Annotated in this window: 17 protein-coding genes; 13 read left to right on the plus strand and 4 right to left on the minus strand. The window is 54.2% G+C overall.

Going from position 1 to position 15,139, the window contains the following annotated elements; all coding sequences use genetic code 11:
• Positions 1-18: 18 nt before the first annotated feature.
• Positions 19-1,464 (plus strand): metalloprotease TldD, encoded by a 1,446-nt coding sequence (gene tldD / locus CWM53_RS00765; RefSeq protein WP_008806685.1) that lies wholly within the window; start codon positions 19-21, stop codon positions 1,462-1,464.
• A 35-nt stretch (positions 1,465-1,499) separates the two neighbouring features.
• Here the strand turns inward: tldD and aaeR are convergent, their stop codons facing one another.
• On the minus strand, positions 1,500-2,429 hold the full coding sequence (aaeR, locus tag CWM53_RS00770; protein ID WP_074387431.1) for an HTH-type transcriptional activator AaeR: 930 nt from the start codon (positions 2,427-2,429) through the stop codon (positions 1,500-1,502).
• A 131-nt stretch (positions 2,430-2,560) separates the two neighbouring features.
• Here aaeR and aaeX point away from each other — a divergent pair, with 131 nt between their 5' ends.
• From aaeX to CWM53_RS00795, 5 genes are all read left to right on the plus strand, one after another.
• Positions 2,561-2,764: a p-hydroxybenzoic acid efflux pump operon protein AaeX gene (gene aaeX, locus CWM53_RS00775; RefSeq protein WP_002918640.1), complete on the plus strand. Its 204-nt coding sequence runs from the start codon at positions 2,561-2,563 to the stop codon at positions 2,762-2,764.
• 7 nt (positions 2,765-2,771) lie between these two features.
• Positions 2,772-3,704: a p-hydroxybenzoic acid efflux pump subunit AaeA gene (gene aaeA, locus CWM53_RS00780; protein ID WP_008806683.1), complete on the plus strand. Its 933-nt coding sequence runs from the start codon at positions 2,772-2,774 to the stop codon at positions 3,702-3,704.
• 5 nt (positions 3,705-3,709) lie between these two features.
• Positions 3,710-5,677, plus strand: coding sequence for a p-hydroxybenzoic acid efflux pump subunit AaeB (gene aaeB / locus CWM53_RS00785; protein WP_061153163.1), 1,968 nt, complete (start codon positions 3,710-3,712; stop codon positions 5,675-5,677).
• A 79-nt stretch (positions 5,678-5,756) separates the two neighbouring features.
• Positions 5,757-6,032, plus strand: coding sequence for a barstar family protein (locus tag CWM53_RS00790; RefSeq protein WP_061153164.1), 276 nt, complete (start codon positions 5,757-5,759; stop codon positions 6,030-6,032).
• Between the two features lie 256 nt (positions 6,033-6,288).
• Positions 6,289-7,311, plus strand: a complete 1,023-nt coding sequence (locus tag CWM53_RS00795) for an alpha/beta hydrolase (RefSeq protein WP_100676581.1) — start codon at positions 6,289-6,291, stop codon at positions 7,309-7,311.
• A gap of 111 nt (positions 7,312-7,422) precedes the next feature.
• On the opposite strand, the gene yhcN-B is transcribed toward CWM53_RS00795, so the two are convergent.
• From yhcN-B to argR, 3 genes are all read right to left on the minus strand, one after another.
• The gene (yhcN-B, locus tag CWM53_RS00800) at positions 7,423-7,689 is read right to left on the minus strand and encodes a DUF1471 family stress response protein YhcN-B (RefSeq protein WP_061153165.1); all 267 of its coding nucleotides are present in this window, start codon (positions 7,687-7,689) and stop codon (positions 7,423-7,425) included.
• A 98-nt stretch (positions 7,690-7,787) separates the two neighbouring features.
• Positions 7,788-8,051, minus strand: coding sequence for a peroxide/acid stress response protein YhcN (yhcN, locus tag CWM53_RS00805; RefSeq protein ID WP_061153166.1), 264 nt, complete (start codon positions 8,049-8,051; stop codon positions 7,788-7,790).
• A 371-nt stretch (positions 8,052-8,422) separates the two neighbouring features.
• Positions 8,423-8,893 carry a transcriptional regulator ArgR gene (gene argR, locus CWM53_RS00810; protein ID WP_002918625.1) on the minus strand — a complete coding sequence of 157 codons (471 nt, stop codon included), beginning with the start codon at positions 8,891-8,893 and terminating at the stop codon, positions 8,423-8,425.
• A 414-nt stretch (positions 8,894-9,307) separates the two neighbouring features.
• Between argR and mdh the strand changes: the two genes are divergently transcribed.
• The 7 genes from mdh (at position 9,308) to CWM53_RS00845 (ending at position 15,081) form a co-directional block, all read left to right on the plus strand.
• Positions 9,308-10,246: a malate dehydrogenase gene (gene mdh, locus CWM53_RS00815; RefSeq protein WP_100730534.1), complete on the plus strand. Its 939-nt coding sequence runs from the start codon at positions 9,308-9,310 to the stop codon at positions 10,244-10,246.
• Positions 10,247-10,377: 131 nt separating this feature from the next.
• Positions 10,378-11,007: a GntR family transcriptional regulator gene (locus tag CWM53_RS00820; RefSeq protein WP_100632210.1), complete on the plus strand. Its 630-nt coding sequence runs from the start codon at positions 10,378-10,380 to the stop codon at positions 11,005-11,007.
• Positions 10,994-11,659 (plus strand): GntR family transcriptional regulator, encoded by a 666-nt coding sequence (locus CWM53_RS00825; protein ID WP_100632211.1) that lies wholly within the window; start codon positions 10,994-10,996, stop codon positions 11,657-11,659. Before CWM53_RS00820 ends, CWM53_RS00825 begins: the two co-directional genes overlap by 14 nt.
• A 211-nt stretch (positions 11,660-11,870) precedes the next feature.
• Complete coding sequence (locus CWM53_RS00830) at positions 11,871-13,139, plus strand: SLC13 family permease (RefSeq protein ID WP_012967161.1); 1,269 nt, start codon at positions 11,871-11,873, stop codon at positions 13,137-13,139.
• Between the two features lie 32 nt (positions 13,140-13,171).
• Positions 13,172-14,071, plus strand: a complete 900-nt coding sequence (ttdA, locus tag CWM53_RS00835) for a L(+)-tartrate dehydratase subunit alpha (RefSeq protein WP_012540456.1) — start codon at positions 13,172-13,174, stop codon at positions 14,069-14,071.
• On the plus strand, positions 14,071-14,688 hold the full coding sequence (gene ttdB / locus CWM53_RS00840) for a L(+)-tartrate dehydratase subunit beta (RefSeq protein WP_074387435.1): 618 nt from the start codon (positions 14,071-14,073) through the stop codon (positions 14,686-14,688). Before ttdA ends, ttdB begins: the two co-directional genes overlap by 1 nt.
• A gap of 141 nt (positions 14,689-14,829) precedes the next feature.
• Positions 14,830-15,081: an oxaloacetate decarboxylase subunit gamma gene (locus CWM53_RS00845; protein WP_074387436.1), complete on the plus strand. Its 252-nt coding sequence runs from the start codon at positions 14,830-14,832 to the stop codon at positions 15,079-15,081.
• Positions 15,082-15,139 lie beyond the last annotated feature (58 nt).

The following is a 15,139-nucleotide window of genomic DNA, read 5'->3' on the forward strand; positions in this document are numbered from 1 at the left end:
CAAACGAGTAGCATAACGATGAGTCTGAACCTGGTAAGTGAACAATTACTGTCGGCAAATGGCCTGAATCATCAGGATCTGTTTGCCATTCTTGGTCAACTGACCGAGCGCCGCCTCGATTACGGCGATCTCTATTTTCAGTCGAGCTATCACGAATCCTGGGTTCTGGAAGACAGCATCATTAAAGATGGGTCGTACAACATTGACCAGGGCGTAGGCGTGCGCGCCGTCAGCGGCGAAAAAACGGGCTTTGCCTACGCGGACCAGATTAGCAAGCTGGCGCTGGAGCAGAGCGCCCAGGCGGCGCGGACGATTGTGCGTGATACCGGTAATGGCAAAGTGCAGACCCTGGGAGCCGTTGAGTACAGCCCTTTGTACACCAGCATCGACCCGCTGCAGAGCATGAGTCGGGAAGAGAAGCTGGATATTCTGCGCCGGGTGGACAAAGTCGCCCGGGCGGCGGACAAGCGCGTGCAGGAAGTTTCGGCCAGCCTGAGCGGCGTTTATGAACTGATTCTGGTGGCAGCTACCGACGGCACCCTCGCCGCGGACGTTCGCCCGCTGGTGCGCCTTTCGGTCAGCGTGCTGGTGGAAGAGGATGGCAAGCGTGAGCGCGGCAGCAGCGGCGGCGGTGGACGCTTTGGCTATGACTATTTCCTCGCCTCCCAGGAGGGCGACGTGCGGGCTGATGCCTGGGCGAAAGAAGCCGTGCGCATGGCGCTGGTGAACCTTTCGGCAGTCGCCGCCCCGGCGGGGATGCTGCCGGTGGTGCTCGGCGCCGGCTGGCCTGGCGTCCTGCTGCACGAAGCGGTCGGCCATGGGCTGGAAGGTGATTTCAACCGTCGCGGCACCTCGGTCTTTAGCGGCCATATGGGGGAATTAGTTGCCTCTGAGCTGTGCACCGTGGTGGATGACGGCACTATCGTCGATCGTCGTGGGTCGGTCGCCATCGATGACGAAGGCACGCCGGGGCAATATAACGTGCTGATCGAAAACGGCATCCTGAAAGGCTATATGCAGGATAAGCTCAATGCGCGTCTGATGGGCGTCGCGCCGACCGGTAACGGCCGTCGCGAGTCGTATGCCCATCTGCCGATGCCGCGTATGACCAACACCTATATGCTGGCGGGCCAGTCGACGCCGCAGGAGATTATCGAGTCGGTCGACTACGGTATCTTCGCGCCTAACTTTGGCGGCGGGCAGGTGGATATCACCTCCGGTAAGTTTGTCTTCTCTACCTCCGAGGCCTATCTGATCGAAAAAGGCAAGGTCACGAAGGCGGTGAAAGGGGCCACGCTGATCGGCTCCGGGATTGAAACCATGCAGCAGATTTCGATGGTAGGGAATGACCTGCGGCTGGATAACGGCGTTGGCGTTTGCGGCAAAGAAGGCCAGAGCGTGCCGGTGGGCGTCGGCCAGCCGACCCTGAAGGTCGATAATCTTACCGTCGGCGGTACTGCCTGATCCTGACCTGGTTCCCGGCGCCGCCGGGAACCGCTTCACCGGGCGATCCCGCGCCCGTGCATGCCCTGATAGATCTTCGCCACGTCGACAAAATATTCCGTCAGATAGTTGATACAGACCTGCACTTTCAGCGGCAGTTTATCCTTTTCCGTATACAGCGCGTAGACCGGCCGCGGATCGGACTGGTAGCTGGGCAGCAGGATCTCAAGCTCGCCGCGGTTGATCTCTTCGATCGCCCACATCAATGGTACATAAGCGATACCCACCCCGGCTGTCAGCCAGCGTATCAGCGTCATGGGATCGTTGGTCACAAAGCGCCCCTGCGGGATCAGGCGGGTTGAGATCCCTTCCGGGGCGATAATTTCAAATTCGTTATCCGGACGTACGCTATATTCCAGCCATGAATGGCTGGCGAAATCGGCCGGTTTCTCCGGATTGCCTGCCTGCGCCAGATAGCTTTTGGCGGCGCATAATACCATCGGCATTGAGCCCAGGCGGCGGGAAAAAAGGCTGGAATCCTGCAGGGCGCCCACACGGATCACCACGTCAAGGCCGTCGGCGATCAGGTCCGGGGCCGGTATGCCGGTGACCAGATTGACGGAGAGTCCGGGGTATTCTTTCAGCATTTCCGCCGTTATGCGCGCCAGAACATTTTGTGCCATAGTTGAAGAGCAACCAATGCGCAGCGTCCCGATGGGGGTGTTATTAAATGCGTATAATTGCTCATGGACATCCTGCGCTTCAAACAGCATCCTACGGCAGCCCTGGTAATAGATTTTACCTGCTTCAGTTAAACCAAGGCTGCGTGTGCTGCGGTTGAGCAGCTTTACCTGCAGCTCATCTTCCAGTTTGGCGACGGTCTGACTGATCGAAGAAACGCTCATCTGAAGCTGGCGGGCCGCCGCGGTGAATGAACCTAATTCGACCACTTTGGCGAAAACGGACATGCGTTTTAATCGTTCCATTATTCACTCTGGCTTAAAAGTGATTTAGATCACACATTGTAGATAATGCGGCAATCGTTACGTTAATATATTGTTAGCTACATAATAAACGCATCTGCTCACTACCTGTACGCTTCTTATTCAAGGTCATCATGAGTCTGTTTCCTGTCATCGTGATTTTCGGCTTATCGTTTCCGCCGATCTTCTTCGAGTTGCTTTTGTCGCTGGCCATCTTTTGGCTGGTGCATCGACTGCTGGTTCCGACCGGCATTTACGATTTTGTCTGGCACCCTGCACTGTTTAATACGGCGCTATATTGCTGCCTTTTTTATTTGATATCGCGCTTGTTCGTTTGAGGTTGATGTGAAAACACTAACAAGAAATATCCTCCGTACCGCTATTACCGTGATACTGGTCATTTTGGCTTTCGTGGCGATTTTCCGCGCCTGGGTCTATTACACCGCTTCGCCGTGGACGCGGGATGCGCGCTTTAGTGCTGACATTGTGGCGATTGCCCCTGACGTCTCCGGGCTGATTTCCCAGGTAAACGTCAAGGATAACCAACTGGTTAAGAAAGACCAGGTATTGTTCGTTATTGACCAACCTCGTTACCAAAAAGCGCTGGCGGAGGCGGAAGCCGATGTCGCTTACTACCAGACCTTAGCGCAGGAGAAGCGCGTTGAAGCGGGTCGGCGTAATAAGCTGGGCATACAGGCGATGTCGCGGGAAGAGATAGACCAGGCTAACAACGTGCTGCAAACCGTTGAGCATCAGTTGGCGAAAGCGGTAGCCAGCCGCGATCTGGCCAGGCTGGACCTCGAGCGCACAGAAATTCGCGCCCCCGCGGATGGCTGGGTGACCAACCTTAACGTCTATACCGGGGAGTTTATTACCCGTGGCTCCACGGCGGTGGCGCTGGTGAAAGAGAATACGTTTTACGTCATGGCCTATCTGGAAGAGACCAAGCTGGAAGGCGTCCGCCCTGGCTACCGTGCGGAGATTACCCCACTTGGCAGCAGCAAAACCATTAAAGGGACAGTGGACAGTATCGCTGCAGGGGTGACCAACGCCAGCAGCAGCAGCGACTCGAAAGGGATGGCCTCGGTCGACTCCAACCTTGAGTGGGTGCGTCTGGCGCAGCGTGTGCCGGTGCGTATTCGCCTCGACCAGCAGCAGGGCAATCTGTGGCCATCGGGCACCACGGCGACGGTGGTGATCACCGGTAAAGAAGACCGCGATACCAGCCGGGCCAACTTCTTCCAGAAACTGGCTATGCGCCTGCGCGAATTCGGTTAATCGCTATGGGGACATATACCATTGCTCCCCGGCATCTCCGCTTTGCCATTAAGCTTGCATGCGCGGTGGTGCTGGCGCTGTTTGTCGGTTTCCATTTTCAGCTCGAAACGCCGCGCTGGGCGGTACTGACGGCAGCGATCGTCGCCGCCGGGCCGGCTTTTGCTGCCGGCGGCGAACCTTACTCTGGCGCGATCCGCTATCGCGGGATGTTGCGCATTGCCGGGACCTTTATTGGCTGTATTGCGGCGCTGGTTATCATCATCCTGATGATCCGCGCGCCTCTGCTGATGATGCTGGTCTGCTGCCTGTGGGCCGGGTTTTGTACCTGGATTTCGTCGCTGGTTAAGGTCGAAAACTCTTATGCCTGGGGGCTGGCCGGGTACACCGCGCTGATTATCATTATTACCATCCATACCAATCCGATGCTGGCGCCGCAGTTTGCGGTCGAACGCTGTAGCGAAATTGTCATCGGTATTGTCAGCGCTATCGTCGCCGACCTGCTGTTCTCTCCACGTTCGATTAAAAAAGAGATCGACCTTGAACTGGATAACCTGCTGATTGCTCAATATAAGCTGATGCAGTTATGCGTCGCCCACGGCGAAAAAGAGGAAGTGGATCAGGCGTGGGGCGCGCTGGTGCGTCGCACTACGGCGCTGGAAGGTATGCGCAGTAATCTGATCATGGAATCCTCACGCTGGGCGAAGGCGAATCAGCGTCTGAAGGCGATCAATACCCTCTCGTTAACGCTTATCACCCAAGCGTGCGAAACCTACCTGATTCAAAACTCGCGCCCGGAAATGGTGACGGATGACTACCGCGAGCTGTTTGCTGAGCCGGTTGAGACAGTGCAGGATGTCCACCAGCAGCTGAAGCGTATGCGCCGTTTCCTGACCTGGAAAGGCGAGCATAATACACCCGTCACCATCTACAGCTGGGTGGGCGCAGCCACGCGTTACTTATTGCTCAAGCGCGGCGTGGTGGGCAACACCAAAATCAGTCGCATTGAAGATGGTGTGCTGCGCGGCGAAGCGGTGGTCAAAGTGGAGTCTGCCGAGCGCCACCATGCGATGGTGAACTTTTGGCGCACCTCTGTCTCCTGTATCCTCGGGACGTTGTTCTGGCTGTGGACGGGCTGGACCTCTGGCAGCGGCGCGATGGTGATGATTGCCGTCGTTACCGCGCTGGCGATGCGCCTGCCTAACCCCCGAATGGTGGCGATGGACTTCCTCTACGGCACCCTGGCGGCGTTACCGCTGGGTACCTTGTACTTCCTGGTGATCATGCCGGCGACGCAGCAGAGTATGCTGCTGCTCTGTATCAGCCTGGCGGCGATGGCGTTCTTTATCGGTATCGAAGTGCAGAAAAGACGTCTCGGATCGCTGGGGGCGCTGGCGAGCACCATCAACATTCTGGTGCTGGATAACCCGATGCAGTTTCAGTTCAGTCAGTTTCTTGACAGTGCGCTGGGGCAGATCGTCGGCTGTTTCCTTGCCCTGATGGTGATTCTGCTCGTCAGAGATAACTCACGGGCCAGAACCGGTCGGGTGCTGTTGAACCAGTTTGTCTCTGCGGCGGTCTCCTCACTGACAACGAACTCGGCGCGTCGCAAAGAGAATCATCTGCCCGCGCTCTATCAGCAGTTGTTTTTATTGCTCAACAAGTTCCCCGGCGATGTCGCCCGCTTCCGTCTGGCGTTGACGTTGATTATTGCCCATCAGCGCCTGCGCGATGCGCCCGTGCCGGTGAACGACGATCTGTCGGCCTTCCATCGACAGCTGCGACGTACCGCAGATCATGTGATCTCCGCCGGGAGTGATGATAAGCGTCGGCGCTACTTTACCCAGCTGCTGGCTGAGCTTGATGTCTATCAGGAGAAGTTGCGGGTCTGGGAAGCTTCACCGCAGGTGACCGAGCCCGTGCGGCGGCTGGTTGAGATGTTGCACAAGTACCAGCATGTTTTGACCAGTAGTTAACCCCTACACCGACGCCCAGGCGTCGGTTTTTTTATCGCTATACTTAACGGCGACAGGAAGAGAAGCGGGAGGGGCTGCCATGACCACCTATACGTTTGATTTTGACGAAATCGCCGAACAACAGGATTTCTACCGGGAGTTTTCTCGAACCTTTGAGCTGGCTCAGGATAAGGTCAACAACCTGGATTCACTGTGGGATGCGGTGACTGGTGGGCTGCTGCCATTGCCGCTGGATATTGAGTTTATTCATTTAAATGACATGCAGCGTCGGCGCTTCGGCGCACTGATTTTATTATTTGATGAAGCAGAGGAAGAGCTGGAGGGGGAGTTGCGCTTTAACGCCCGTCATGGCTAAAACGTTCATCTTTTAAACCGGGAAACACGGCTTTGATGTTCAGGATGACGTCATCGGTATCCTGCCAGCCACTAATGTTGTGCTGTCGTTCGTGACCAGAGTTGAGCGATAAATGGCTGTTTTCATCAAAAAAGTAGATGAATTTAATACAAAAAGTGCATTATTCATGGTGATTTTTCGGGGATACACTGCCTGAAACGCGAACTCATTTTATATTTGACCTGCTTTTGGCAGGTATTATCCAGGGCCAAATACCATGAAAACCCTTCCTTTGTTCTTCACCAGCAGCCTGATGCTGGGCACCATGTCGGTGACAGCCTATTCTGCGGAACTCCCAGGTTATGCTGATGGTGCGCAGGTTATTCACGTGGACCAGACTCGTGGCCGTATCGACACATTCAATGGCGTGGTTTACAGCCAGGTTAAAAACGCGGTCTCTGTGCGTCAGATGCATATGTCTTTGCTGGTGCCGCGCAATCACGATCTAAAGCCCGCCATTGTCTACTTCCCTGGTGGCGGCTTTACCAGCGCGGCATGGGATAAATTTATCGAAATGCGCATGGCGCTGGCGGAAGCCGGATTTGTCGTCGCCGCGGCGGAATACCGCACGGTGCCAGACACGTTTCCGGCGCCGGTTGTCGATGGTAAAGCGGCTATCCGCTACTTGCGCGCCCACGCGGCGGAATATGGCATTGACCCTAAACGTATCGGCGTGCTGGGTGATTCTGCCGGCGGCTATATGGCGCAGATGATGGCGCTGACGCACGGCGAGAAAGTCTGGGAGCAGGGTGATTTTCTCGACCAGCCCTCCGATGTCCAGGCTGCAGTGACGTTGTATGGCATCTCTAATCTATTGAATATTGGTGAAGGCTTTCCACCAGAGGTTCAGCACGTGCACGCCTCGCCGGCCGTGACGGAAGCGCTCCTGGTTCATGGCAGCGCCTTTCGCAACTGGCCAGGCGCCGCTATCGACAGCGACCGGCAAAAAGCGCTCAATGCCAGCCCGATGGGGCATATCTCCCGTAACGAACCGCCAATGCTAATTATGCATGGCAGTGCCGACACCCTGGTTTCACCTGTTCAAAGCGCGCAGTTATATAAGGCATTAAAAGCGGAAGGTAATAAGGCAGACTATGTACTGGTCGAAGGCGCGGAACATGGCGACGATAGCTGGTATCAGAAGCCGGTTATCGATCGCGTGGTCAACTGGTTTAAAGCGACGCTCGGCGCGCCGGTTCACACTGCCAACGGGACGAAAGATAAGGACGCCAATTTGTAAATCGCTGTTCCGCTGTGGAAGCGGAACGCATTGTTCGGACGGGTCTGGCGATGAACCAAAAAAAAGCCCCCGGCAGGCGGGGGCAAGTCGTCGAAATAAGACGACGAGGGTTTATTTGTACAGCTCAGCGGTGGCGTGCCAGCTATCGCCGGTACGTGCTTCAATAATACGGTAGCTGCTGGCGCCTTCTTTCTCGGCTTTAGCGGCCAGTTCATGACGCATGTCCATTGGCGCACTGCCAACCTGGGATACTGAGATGGTGCCCATGGACTGCAGATTTTGTGCTTGCTCAGCGTTGACTTGCTGAACGGCCGCGCTTGCGCCGAAAGAGAGAACGGAAGCCAGGCCAAGGGATGCGATGATCATTGCGCGTTTCATAATCTTTACTCCAGTCTTTGTTTTGCCACGGCGGGGGATGTATGCACCCGGGCCGCGGTAGAGAATCTGTGTCGGGTTAGTCGTAGACGATCTAAAACTTATTTATAAAGCTCTGCGGTGGCGTGCCAGTGGTCGCCAGTGCGGGCTTCGATAATGCGATAAGAAGAAGCCCCTTCTTCCTGCGCTTTCTTGTTCAGCAGTTCATGCATATCCATCGGGGAAGAGGCTACCGCGCCGACGGAAACTGTGCCGATGGCCTCGCGGCCCTGGGCTTGCTCGCTGTTGATAACGTCAGCGGCAAAAGCGCCAAACGACACGAAGGACAGGATGCTGAGTGCTGCTACAGTGGTTTTGATTTTCATGATGTTCACCTCGTCGAATCTTTTTGTTGAGGGTCTTTGTTTCGTGACCCTCATCACAAAACCAAGTATACACTAATCACCAAAAATATTAATACCATGCTAATTGTTTTGCGCGTTAATAGTTACAATGGATTGCGCTTTTTATAACCTATAAGAATTAAAAATGACAACTTATCTGCAATGATAAGATTTATTTCTAATAAAATCATAAAGGTATACGAATTTGATCTTTCGTGCGTTTTAGGCGTTTCCCTTAAGTAAAAGAACGTATAGACGCGTTAAATCACACAAAATGTTAAATAATTGTTGGGTTGAAGGGCGTAAGAGAAAGAAAGGGGAGTCGCCCTCTGACGATTGCCAGAGGGGAATACTCAGAGTTCCTGTTCGAACAGGACCAGGATGGCGTCGTGCAGATCTTTCACCGTAAAGCCGCGCGCAGGGGTGGTGAAGATGGTGTCATCCCCGGCGATGCTGCCGAGAATACCTTCCGCCTTGCCCAGCGAGTCGAGAAGACGGGCAATCAGCTGCGCCGCGCCGGGGCTGGTGTGAATCACCACGACGGCATCGTTATAGTCGATATCCAGCACCAAATTTTTCAGCGGGCTGGAGGTGGTCGGCACGCCAAGCTCAGCAGGCAGGCAATAAACCATTTCCATTTTGGCGTTACGGGTACGAACCGCGCCAAATTTGGTGAGCATGCGGGAAACCTTCGATTGGTTGATATTCTCGAAGCCTTCTTCCTGCAGCGCCTGGACGATCTCTCCCTGCGAGCTGAATTTCTCTTCTTTAAGCAGCGCTTTAAACGCTTTAACCAGTTCTTCTTGTTTTGCCGAACTTCGCATAAGTCACCCAGATTATGGTGGTAAAAACAACATCATTATGCATAATCGTGAATTTTTATGCAAATAATCCGCAGCGGGATAGGTCAATAATGTTATGAAGGGGGCATATTTTAGCAAAAAAACCATATAAGGAACATGTTCACATCACAACGCTTAAAGCCATGTAAAAGTAAATGAAATGTTATTGAGTTGGTGTTGTTTTGCTCAACTGGCTGGGTGTATTGTAACCAACAGTCGATCCGGTACTTCGCTTTGCTGGATGGTCAGTCAGGAAGCATAAAGTGCGCCGCTGTTCTATTGCTACGCACAATAATGCATTCTTCAGCCATAATCATTGTAATTGTTCATCTTGTGAATTAAGGTCCAGGCGACGGAATAACGAAAGACTAAATTAACCATAATAAGGAGTTTAGGATGAAAGTTGCAGTCCTTGGCGCCGCCGGTGGTATCGGCCAGGCGCTTGCCCTACTACTTAAGACCCAACTGCCTTCAGGTTCAGAGCTCTCGTTGTACGACATCGCTCCGGTTACGCCGGGCGTGGCGGTAGATCTAAGTCATATCCCCACAGATGTAAAAATTAAAGGATTTTCCGGTGAAGATGCTACCCCGGCGCTGGAAGGCGCTGATGTGGTGCTGATCTCCGCGGGCGTAGCGCGTAAGCCCGGCATGGATCGTTCCGACCTGTTTAATGTGAATGCCGGCATCGTCAAGAACCTGGTGCAGCAGATTGCCAAAACCTGCCCGCAGGCCTGCATCGGTGTTATCACCAACCCGGTGAACACCACCGTGGCTATCGCCGCCGAAGTGCTGAAAAAAGCCGGCGTGTACGATAAAAACAAGCTGTTCGGCGTCACCACGCTGGACATTATCCGCTCCAATACCTTTGTCGCTGAGCTGAAAGGTAAATCGACAACTGAGGTGGAAGTTCCGGTCATTGGTGGTCACTCCGGCGTCACCATTCTGCCATTATTGTCGCAGATCCCGGGCGTCAGCTTCAGCGAGCAGGAAGTGGCCGATCTGACTAAACGCATTCAAAACGCCGGTACCGAAGTCGTGGAAGCGAAAGCGGGCGGCGGGTCGGCGACATTGTCGATGGGTCAGGCGGCTGCGCGCTTTGGTCTCTCTCTGGTTCGCGCGATGCAGGGCGAAAAAGGTGTGGTGGAGTGCGCCTACGTGGAAGGCGACGGCCACTATGCGCGTTTCTTCTCCCAGCCACTGCTGCTGGGGAAAAATGGCGTGGAAGAGCGTCAGTCTATCGGCAAACTCAGCGCCTTTGAGCAGCAGGCGCTGGAAGGTATGCTGGATACCCTGAAGAAAGATATCGCGCTCGGCGAAGACTTCGTCAACAAGTAACCTCGCACGTGCAAAAAAGCCGGAACCGTTGTTCCGGCTTTTTATTGCCTCACTTTTCGCCCCAATGCGCCAGCGGTCGGGCAAATCTGCTAAAATCCCCCGCGTTTTAAGCCACTAGCCATGAGGACAGCGTGAAAAAGATCGAAAGAAAACAGACCCGGGACCAAATCGCGCAGATGATTCGTTATCAGATCCTCTCCGGCGCTATGAAACCCGGTGAGGAACTGACCCAGGAGAACATCGCGGAACAGTTGGGACTTTCACGTATGCCGGTTAGGGAAGCGCTACAGTCCCTTGAACAGGAAGGATTTCTGGTGCGCTTGCCTAACCGACATATGCAGGTCTCCACGCTGGCCGTCGAGGATGTGAGCCATATTTTTCGCGTTATCGCGGTGATGGCTGCGGAACTGTTTGCCCTCGTGCCGGCAAATCAGGGGGAATTACTTCGCGCACGCGCGCAGGCGCTGGCGCGTGCTGGCGATAACGCTGGTGAACTGGCGTTTCATCAGTTGCTGATTTCCTATCTTGATAACCGCTATCTGGCAAAGGCGTATCAGCAATTTTTGGATGGTTATATTTCCTATGTCATTCTGTACCTGAAAGAGGATGGCCAGGAGTCGGCGCTGATCCTGAGCGAACTGGCGAGCGCTATTGGCCGTGGTGAAGGCGAAAAAATTGCTCAGGCAACACAGCGTTATTTCCTTATGCTTGCGGAGATAATGCGTCAACATATGAAGGATTGGGAAAGTGCAGAAGCCTAAATTAGGGAAAATTAAGCTTCTTTCTGCGAAGGAGCAGGTTGCGGCGGTTTTGCGTAAAGCGATCCTTTCGCGGGATTTAGTGGAAGGGCAGGAAATTACCCTTGAAGGGATTGCCAGAATGGTTGGCGTCTCCAGCATGCCGGTACGTGAAGCGTTTCAAATTTTAGCCGCCGATGGCCTGATTCAAGTGCGGCCGAATAAAGGTGCGGTGGTGCTGGGGATTAATGAGCAGACTATCCGTGAGCATTACGAAATTCGCGCCGTACTGGAAAGTGAAGCGGTGGCGAAAGCTTCTCGTCCAGGGACAGATATTTCACGCATCGCTCAGGTTCATTATGCCGCAGAGAAGGCGTTGGCAGACAATAATTCTGCTGAATATTCCGACCTGAATCAGGCCTTCCACATGGAGATCTGGAACGCGGCGGGAAATGAAAAAATGAAGATGCTGCTCTGCAACATGTGGAACGGACTGTCGATGGGGCACAAGGTGACTGAAGAAGAGTACGCCGTCATTTCCATCCGTGAACATAAAGCGATCTTACAAGCGCTTGAGCAGCATAACGAAGCGCTGGCCCGCCAGCGAATGCATGAACATATTATCCGCTCAATGGAGAATATGCTCACCCGATACCTGCCCGATCCTGATCCCTGACCGGATCGATCGCCAGCGAATGGCTGGCGTTTATTATATTTATCAACGTTATTAATTCCTTCACGTGACGATCTGCGCAGGATCTTGATGCAGATCTCATTGCGCGATCATTCCACAAAAACGCATTGACTTACTTTTTACATGGGCATAATTTCTCCCTCGTCAATATTGGATACAATATCATATATCATTGATAGGAAAAATTATAAGTATGGAACCGATTACCATCACCCTATGTTTGCTGGTGTTCGCTATCGTCATGTTCGTGTGGGAGAAGGTGCCGCTGGCAGTGACTTCCATGGTGGTTTGCGTGGCGTTAGTGGTTACTGGCGTATTGGATCTGAAGCAGGCCTTTGCCGGTTTTATCGACAGCAATGTCATTCTTTTCGTCGCCATGTTTATCGTTGGCGGGGCGTTATTTGAGACCGGGATGGCCAATAAAGTCGGTGGGGTGATCACTCACTTCGCCAAAACGGAGAAACAGCTGATCTTCACCATTATGGTAGTCGTCGGCGTAATGTCAGGTTTTCTCTCCAATACCGGTACGGCAGCCGTATTAATCCCGGTCGTCATTGGCGTGGCCGCCAAATCGGGATTTTCCCGCTCGCGTCTGCTGATGCCGCTGGTGTTTGCTGCCGCGCTGGGCGGCAACCTGTCGCTGATTGGCGCCCCGGGCAACCTGATCGCGCAATCGGCCTTGCAGAACATCGGCAGCGGCTTCGGTTTCTTTGAGTATGCGAAAGTGGGTCTACCGATGCTGGTCTGCGGCATCCTCTATTTCCTGACCATCGGCTATAAGTTTTTGCCTAATAATCCAAACAGCGGGGAAGTGGGCAGCGTCGGTGAACAGCGGGATTACAGCCACGTTCCACGCTGGAAGCAGATCCTGTCCCTGGTGGTGTTGATCGCCACGATCCTCGGCATGATTTTCGAAAAACAGACCGGCATTAGCCTGGCGGTGGCCGGCTGTATCGGTGCCCTGGTGCTGGTGGTTACCGGGGTGCTGACGGAAAAGCAAGCTTACAAGGCCATTGATTCACAGACTATTTTTATCTTCGGCGGCACCCTGGCGCTGGCAAAGGCGCTGGAAATGACCGGGGCGGGCAAGCTGGTGGCTGACCAGGTTATTGGCCTGCTGGGCAACAACTCCTCACCGTTTATGCTGCTGGTGGTGGTCTTTGCCCTCTCCGTGGTGATGACCAACTTTATGTCCAATACCGCCACCGTCGCGCTGTTGGTGCCGGTGAGCCTGTCGATTGCCGCCGGTATGGGCGCCGATCCGCGTGCGGTGCTGATGGCGACCGTTATTGGCAGCTCCTGCGCCTATGCGACGCCGATCGGTATGCCCGCCAATATGATGGTGCTGTCGGCCGGGGGCTATAAGTTCGTCGATTACGCCAAATCCGGCATCCCTCTGATTATCGTTTCCACCATTGTCAGCCTGATCCTGCTGCCAATCCTTTTCCCTTTTCATCCGTAATTTACGGACGCTGTTCTGACTAAGGAGCCTTTATGAGCAAGAGTGAACAGATATCCCGCATGACCGACATCATGGCCAGATTTGTGGGATATACCGGCAAAGTATTGCCTGATGACGTCACAGCAAAACTAAAAGAGTTGCATAAGAAAGAGACCAGCCAATTGGCGGACGTCATCTTTACCACCATGATTGAAAACCAGCGTCTGGCGAAAGAGCTGGATCGTCCCTCCTGCCAGGATACCGGCGTGATCCAGTTTCTGGTGGAGTGCGGCGCCAACTTCCCGCTGATCGGCGAACTGGAAGCACTGCTGCGCGAATCGGTGATCAAAGCCACCGTCGACTCCCCGCTGCGCCATAACAGCGTCGAGACCTTTGATGAATACAACACCGGTAAAAACGTCGGCAAAGGGACGCCCACCGTTTTCTGGGAGATCGTCCCGGATTCCGACCAGTGCAGCATCTACACCTATATGGCGGGCGGCGGCTGCTCGCTGCCGGGTAAAGCGATGGTGCTGATGCCGGGCGCTGGTTACGAAGGCGTAACCCGTTTCGTGCTGGATGTGATGACCAGCTATGGCCTGAACGCCTGTCCGCCATTGCTGGTTGGCGTTGGGGTGGCAACATCAGTGGAAACCGCGGCGCTGCTGTCGAAGAAAGCGCTGATGCGCCCGATTGGCTCGCACAATGATAACGAACGCGCGGCATCGCTGGAAAAAATGCTCGAAGACGGCATCAACAAAATCGGCCTTGGCCCGCAGGGGATGTCCGGCAATACCTCCGTGATGGGCGTCAATATCGAAAATACCGCACGCCATCCTTCCACCATTGGCGTGGCGGTCAACGTCGGCTGCTGGTCGCACCGCAAAGGACATATCGTTTTCGATAAAGACCTGAACTACACCATTACGTCTCACACAGGAGTGGCTTTCTGATGACTAAAAAAATACTCACTACGCCCATTAAAGATGAAGATTTAGCTGATATTAAAGCGGGCGATATTATTTATCTCAATGGCCATATTGTGACCTGTCGCGATGTTGCCCATCGCCGTTTAATTGAGGGCGGTCGTGAATTACCGGTCAACGTTGCTGGCGGCGCGATATTACACGCCGGGCCAATTGTGCGGCCGATTAAAGGTTCGGAAGATAAATTTGAAATGGTCTCCGTTGGGCCGACGACCAGTATGCGCATGGAGAAGTTTGAAAAAGAGTTTATTGCCAGAACTGGCGTGAAATTAATTGTCGGCAAAGGCGGTATGGGTAAGGGGACCGAAGAGGGCTGCGCCGAGCATAAAGCCTTGCACTGCGTGTTTCCGGCCGGCTGCGCGGTTGTCGCCGCGGTCTGCGTCGAAGAAATCGAAGATGCGCAGTGGCGTGATTTAGGGATGCCGGAAACTTTATGGGTCTGTCGGGTGAAAGAGTTCGGGCCGTTAATTGTCTCAATCGATACCCACGGCAATAACCTGTTTGAGCAGAATAAAGTGATCTTTAATCAGCGCAAAGACATTGTCGCCGATGAAATCTGCAAACATGTGAGCTTCATTAAATAACCCCGATTGAATATATAGCGCAGTAATGGCAGCGGTAGCTGACCGTTAAACAGAGGCTTCTGACCAGGCGGTCCGGGGAAATCCACTCGGCTAACGCGGTCTGCCGTTAGCCATTATTGCGCCCCTCCCAAAGGCTATTTTATGACTGACAATGCCGTCCTCCTGGGCGAAGGCTTCACCCTGATGTTTCTCGGCATGGGCTTTGTGCTGGTGTTCCTGCTGCTGCTCATCTTTGCCATTCAGGGAATGTCCCTCGCCGTGAACCGTCTGTTCCCTGAGCTGCCCGCCGCCCCCAAACCGGCGCCGGCCGCCGTCGCGCCCGCTGACGACTTCGCCCGCTTAAAGCCGGCGATTGTCGCCGCCATTCACCACCATCGCCGTCTTCACCCTTAATTCACGGAGGAATTTATGACCGTTGCCATTACCGATGTCGTCCTGCGCGACGCCCACC

Source organism: Klebsiella sp. A-Nf5 (assembly GCF_002810545.1).
In the GTDB taxonomy this organism is placed as follows: domain Bacteria; phylum Pseudomonadota; class Gammaproteobacteria; order Enterobacterales; family Enterobacteriaceae; genus Klebsiella; species Klebsiella variicola.

Bases quoted from the DNA above. Each gene is read 5' to 3' on its own strand.
- mdh (WP_100730534.1), top strand. From the start codon at position 9,308: ATGAAAGTTGCAGTCCTTGGCGCCGCCGGTGGTATCGGCCAGGCGCTT.
- yhcN (WP_061153166.1), bottom strand. From the start codon at position 8,051: ATGAAAATCAAAACCACTGTAGCAGCACTCAGCATCCTGTCCTTCGTG.
- ttdA (WP_012540456.1), top strand. From the start codon at position 13,172: ATGAGCAAGAGTGAACAGATATCCCGCATGACCGACATCATGGCCAGA.
- CWM53_RS00795 (WP_100676581.1), top strand. From the start codon at position 6,289: ATGAAAACCCTTCCTTTGTTCTTCACCAGCAGCCTGATGCTGGGCACC.
- aaeX (WP_002918640.1), top strand. From the start codon at position 2,561: ATGAGTCTGTTTCCTGTCATCGTGATTTTCGGCTTATCGTTTCCGCCG.
- yhcN-B (WP_061153165.1), bottom strand. From the start codon at position 7,689: ATGAAACGCGCAATGATCATCGCATCCCTTGGCCTGGCTTCCGTTCTC.
- argR (WP_002918625.1), bottom strand. From the start codon at position 8,893: ATGCGAAGTTCGGCAAAACAAGAAGAACTGGTTAAAGCGTTTAAAGCG.
- CWM53_RS00830 (WP_012967161.1), top strand. From the start codon at position 11,871: ATGGAACCGATTACCATCACCCTATGTTTGCTGGTGTTCGCTATCGTC.
- aaeB (WP_061153163.1), top strand. From the start codon at position 3,710: ATGGGGACATATACCATTGCTCCCCGGCATCTCCGCTTTGCCATTAAG.
- ttdB (WP_074387435.1), top strand. From the start codon at position 14,071: ATGACTAAAAAAATACTCACTACGCCCATTAAAGATGAAGATTTAGCT.
- CWM53_RS00790 (WP_061153164.1), top strand. From the start codon at position 5,757: ATGACCACCTATACGTTTGATTTTGACGAAATCGCCGAACAACAGGAT.
- tldD (WP_008806685.1), top strand. From the start codon at position 19: ATGAGTCTGAACCTGGTAAGTGAACAATTACTGTCGGCAAATGGCCTG.
- aaeR (WP_074387431.1), bottom strand. From the start codon at position 2,429: ATGGAACGATTAAAACGCATGTCCGTTTTCGCCAAAGTGGTCGAATTA.
- CWM53_RS00845 (WP_074387436.1), top strand. From the start codon at position 14,830: ATGACTGACAATGCCGTCCTCCTGGGCGAAGGCTTCACCCTGATGTTT.